At 40.5% G+C, this 5,067-nt stretch carries 3 protein-coding genes and 1 tRNA gene; 3 read left to right on the top strand and 1 reads right to left on the bottom strand.

What is annotated here, in order from left to right; all coding sequences use genetic code 11:
• Positions 1–363: 363 nt before the first annotated feature.
• Positions 364–435 (bottom strand) — tRNA-Glu (locus ACMJ0U_RS11520).
• 806 nt (positions 436–1,241) lie between these two features.
• Here ACMJ0U_RS11520 and ACMJ0U_RS11515 point away from each other — a divergent pair.
• From ACMJ0U_RS11515 to ACMJ0U_RS11505, 3 genes are all read left to right on the top strand, one after another.
• A complete protein-coding gene (locus tag ACMJ0U_RS11515) occupies positions 1,242–2,267 on the top strand; it encodes a fimbrillin family protein (protein WP_007562943.1) in 1,026 nt (341 codons plus the stop codon).
• Positions 2,268–2,286: 19 nt separating this feature from the next.
• Positions 2,287–3,885 (top strand): fimbrillin family protein, encoded by a 1,599-nt coding sequence (locus ACMJ0U_RS11510; RefSeq protein WP_417130053.1) that lies wholly within the window; start codon positions 2,287–2,289, stop codon positions 3,883–3,885.
• A 23-nt stretch (positions 3,886–3,908) separates the two neighbouring features.
• The coding region (locus ACMJ0U_RS11505) for a SusC/RagA family TonB-linked outer membrane protein (RefSeq protein WP_417130052.1) at positions 3,909–5,067 on the top strand (1,159 nt) is incomplete at its 3' end.

Here is a 5,067-nt window from a genome sequence, read left to right as displayed (position 1 = left end):
TATTACGCAGATAAGCATAGACCAGAATCTGAAGCATCATGCGCGGGTGGTACGCAGAACAGCCTTTAGGAGAATACCTGCGGTAAAGCTCTTCAAGATTTATCTGTTCAATAATACGGTGAACAACCCGGACCGGATCGTGCCGGGGAATAAAATCGCCTAAACATGGAGGTAAAAGCAGATTATCGTTGGATGTGTAACTTTTAAACATTATCTTTGAGATATCTTACTTGATTCCCCAATATATAAAAAATTAGGGAGACGGGCAAGTGCTGGCTGAGCGAAGTTGGGACTTGCCCGATTTTTTTGCAAACACAACAAAGAGGCCATCTCAAAGTTTATTTGAGACAGCCTCTTTTTTCGTAGCCCGTGGGGGAATCGAACCCCCCTTTCAAGAATGAAAATCTTGCGTCCTAACCGATAGACGAACGGGCCATCCTGGCTTTGTGTTGAGGTGTTTCTCAATCACGGGTGCAAAGTTACGCATTATTTTTGAATATGCAAGCGTTTTGTGAAAAAAAAGATGCATAATGATTCCAAAGGGGATGATAGATGCCGGAAGTGCGTGTGGACAGAAAAGCGTTTCGGCCTTCCGTTTCAGGCGTTTTTGCCTCTTCAAAAACGCCTTTGCGTTTTATCTTAAACGCACTTGCGTTTCAAGTCAAACGTACTTGCGTTTTAAGTCAAACGTACTTGCGTTTTAAGTCAAACGCACTTGCGTTTTGTTTCAAACGCCGAAGCGTTTTTTTAGGGTATCCGGAGGCTGCCGGCGGTGGGCGGTGGGGCGGGTGGTTTTCCTTCTTTTTGGGGGAGAATAACCCGCCGTTTTTTTTCATTTGATGAGGCTGTTCGTGCAGGTGGTTGTCCACTTTTTTTATGTGCATTTTTTTAACTAAGATTCTTGGATTGTTTGCTGGTTTCGTTTGCGTCAGAAACCGCTTTTCTTGTGTTGTTTGTATGTTTTCCGGTCAATTCCGTCAGTCATGAAACATGTCCGGAAAAGTGTTTTGTGCCGGAGGATTTTCTCCCGATATTGTGTGCTCACCCCCTTTCCCGGGATGTGAGGGGGCGATTTTACACAATTTTCCATGTATTTGTACAATAATGATTATACGTATGTTTAAATATATTATAATATTGCAATGCAAATCAAAAATAAAAACCTTAAATATAGACGAAATAATAGAGAGGCGTATATAAACAAAAAAAGTAATTAACAAATTTATTAAAAAAGTGTATGTATGAAAAACATTAGTTTCATGGCGGTATTTGCCGCTTTCCTGTTAGCTAGTTGTAAACAGGATGCCGAAGTGAAGTTTGCTGGTGAGGAAGGTGCGAAAGTTACCTTTAGTGCATCAATCAACGAACAGAATGCTCAAGATGTATCTCGTGTTTCTGGCGTAACGTGGGATGACGGTGATGTGGTAAGTATATCTTGTGGTCCTACACAGCACAATGTTTCTTATCGCTACAATGCTGCAGACAATTCTTTTACCTCTGTTAATCGTTTTGATGAAATCTGGTTGCTGGGAAATGAAGAGTATGATGTAACAGCTTACTATCCGTTTATGGGAGAAGAAGGAACTACTCCTCCAGTTCAAAGTGTAGAGATTACTACCGAAAATCAGGCAAATGCAGAAGAACGAGTTAAATATGATTTCTTGTATGCGGCTACTAAGGCGACAAAGGCTGAGCCCAATGTGCATTTGAGTTTTAATCACGTGATGAGTCGTGTAAACCTGAAATTTGTTCCTGGAACAGATCCTGACGGAAATCCTGTTACTTTAACTAACATTGAATGTTATCTGGTTGGTATGAAGTTGAAAGGTACATTCGACACTACGACAGGTGTAGCAGCAGTAGCTGAAGATGCGGAGCTGGGTGATTTAAGACAAATATTGACAGCTGATAATGAATATACCTTCACAGCGTATTTATTGCCTCAGACAATAGGTGCAGAAGGATTGGAAATCGAAGCTGCCATGACTACAGCAGATGGTCGACGGATTTATTATTATTTGGAATTACCTGCAACTGATTGGCCTGAACTGAAATCTGGATATTCTTATAATTATACGTTGACCGCTAATGACTATATGACAGCCGATCCTACTGCTTTGGAAATTTCAGGTACAGATATTAACCCTTGGACAGAAGTAAATAAAGAAGAAACTCCCGATGCAAAGGCTTTAGGTACTGAAGCACATGTAAACGGAGCCGAATGGGGTGAAATGGAAAATGAAGAAATTGTTCCTGTTGTAAAATAATTATTTAAATGGATAAGTGATGAAAATTTATAATAACCTTTCAATATGTGCATTGGCAGGATTGCTTGCTTTTACTAGCTGTACAAAAGAGGATAGTATGGAAGGCAGTTCTGTGGCACAGTCTTTTCAGGTCAGTGTTTCCGATATGGGTTTCCAGGGAATATCGGATGGACGTGCTGTGGATGAAAACTATAAGACAACTTTTGTTAAAGGAGATGCCATTGGAATGTATGGCGTAGAAAATGGTCAGCTGGTAGAGGGAATTTCCAATCGTAAATTTACTCTCAATGAAAAGGGAGTATGGGATTTGGATGGAAACCCTATAGAGTATGATAGTGATCGTTTCAAAAATATCACATTTTATGCTTATTATCCATATCAGGAGAATGTGGTGTTTAATCCTGCTGCCGAAGACCCGTTTGCTGAGTTTGTAAGTAGCTGGGAAATTGCAGCAGATCAGGGAAGTTCAAAGTATACAAAGAGTGATTTAATGACGAGTGCAAGTCAGGCAGAAGATGGTCGTTTGCAAGGTAAAGTAACTTTTGCAATGGAACATCGTATGGCTTTAGCTGTGTTTAAAATGCCTAATTTGGTATATGATTTCACAAATGGTGGTTTGGACGATTATAGTTTGAATGTGGCTCCTAAAGAGCTGTTTATAAATGATGTGAAAACAACTCCATATTACGATGCTGCCAGTGGTACTTATATGGCTTTGGTAAAGCCTGAAACTGATTATTCTATTTCTGGTACTTATCAGGGAGCCAAGGAAATGTCATTTAGTGCTACAGGAAGTCTGGCTGGTGGTAAGGCTAAAATGTATACCATTAATGATGCTAATAAGCTAGATTACACCTTACAGATTGGTGATTACCTTTGTGCGGATGGTAACCTGGTAAGTGTGGATGCAGAAACAGTTCCAGACAATGCAATTGGAGTGATTTGCTATGTGGGTAATCCTCAGCCGCATGTGTATGCTCCAGATGCCTGTTCAGAAGCACAGGATGCTTTGTATCGTGATTACCCTAATTGTTCTCATGGATTGGTTCTTTCTTTAAATAATGCTGTTTTACCTGATGGCACAGCTACATCTCAGTATCACACAAGCAAAAGTGGAACTTATGATACATGGTTTGATTCGGATGAGGAATGGGCTGGTAAGTTTGTTTACTGCAATTCGAATCGTGATGGTAATTTGAAGAATGATGCTTTAACCATGTTCCCGGCTTTCTTTGGTTATAACAATACTGTTCTGATGACTATGGTAACAGAAGAAGGTAAAGGTTCTCCTTCTACTTGCGATAATGCTTATAGCTTTATCGTGGCCTATCGTAATGCTGTAGCAGTTCCTTCTGCTGCGACTCCTTGGTATATTCCTTCTATTAAAGATTGGCAGCAGGTTGCTGATAATTTGACTAATATTAATAAGAGTATCATAAAGGTTGGCGGTGAAGAAATGACATCGGTTGATAATGGTAGTAATACCGGACATTATTGGTCAAGTACTCAACGTAATGATACGTATCAGTGGACTCATGGTATGGACGGAGGAGCATATAACTTGATTTGTGAACGTGGTTCACGTGCTGGACAATTCCGCATGATGTTAGCTTTTTAAAATCAAAAATGTAAAACGGCAATATGAATAAGAAAAAGAATTATATAAAAAGAACCGCCCTTCCTATGGCGATGCTTCTTTCAGCTGTAGCTGTTTCTCCACTTTTTGGAGAAAAGGCATATGCTGCGGTAGAAGCAACTCAACAGCAGGGAACTATCAAAGGAACGGTTGTTGATAGTAATGGTGAACCCGTTATTGGTGCGAATGTCATCATTGAAGGTACTTCTACGGGTACTATTACAGATATTGATGGTGTGTTTATGATTAATGCCAAACCTGGTACGAAATTGACAATTTCTTTTATCGGATATGAGTCGGTAACCTTACCAGCAAAGGCGAATATGAGGGTAACCTTATCAGACAATTCGACCATGCTGGGTGAGGTGCAAGTAGTGGCATACGGTGTACAGAAAAAAGTCAGTGTGACTGGAGCTATTTCAAGTGTAGGTTCTGAAGAATTGCTGCGTACTCCAGTAAGTTCGGTCACTAATGTGTTGGGTGGTCAGATGACAGGTTTGACAACCGTACAGTATTCTGGTGAACCGGGTGCGGATGCTGCAGATATCCTGGTGCGTGGTAAGGCTACTTTCAATGATTCATCTCCGCTTATTCAGGTAGATGGTGTAGAACGAAGTATGACTGATATTGACCCGAATGAAATTGAGAGCGTGACAGTATTGAAAGATGCTTCTGCTACAGCTGTGTTTGGTATTCGTGGTGCCAATGGTGTAATTTTGATTACAACAAAGCGCGGTAAGGAAGGAAAGCCGAAAATTTCATTCTCAACTTCGGCAACGGTGCTTCAGCCTACCAAGATGGTGGAACAGGCTAATTCTTATCAGTATGCCACTTTCTACAATCAGTTGATGAAAAATGATGGCAAAGATCCCGTTTTTTCAGATGCAATTGTAGAGAAGTTCCGCACTCATTCTGATCCTATACGTTTCCCGGATACTCGCTGGGCTGATTATATTATGAAAAGTGCAGCGCTGCAGAGTCAACACAACATGAGTGTTTCTGGAGGTACCGACAGAGTACGTTACTTTATTTCTGCTGGTGCATATACACAGGGTGGTTTGTTTAACAGTTTTAGCTTGCCATACGATGTAAGTTATTCTTACAAGCGTTTTAACTATCGTGCAAACTTTGATATTAATGTCACTAAATCTACCCTTGTATCAT

The organism is Phocaeicola sp., assembly GCF_048170425.1.
Classification (GTDB): Bacteria; Bacteroidota; Bacteroidia; order Bacteroidales; family Bacteroidaceae; genus Phocaeicola.
The sequence above is the reverse complement of the archived record's forward strand: the minus strand, read 5'-3'. Positions and strand labels throughout refer to the sequence as shown.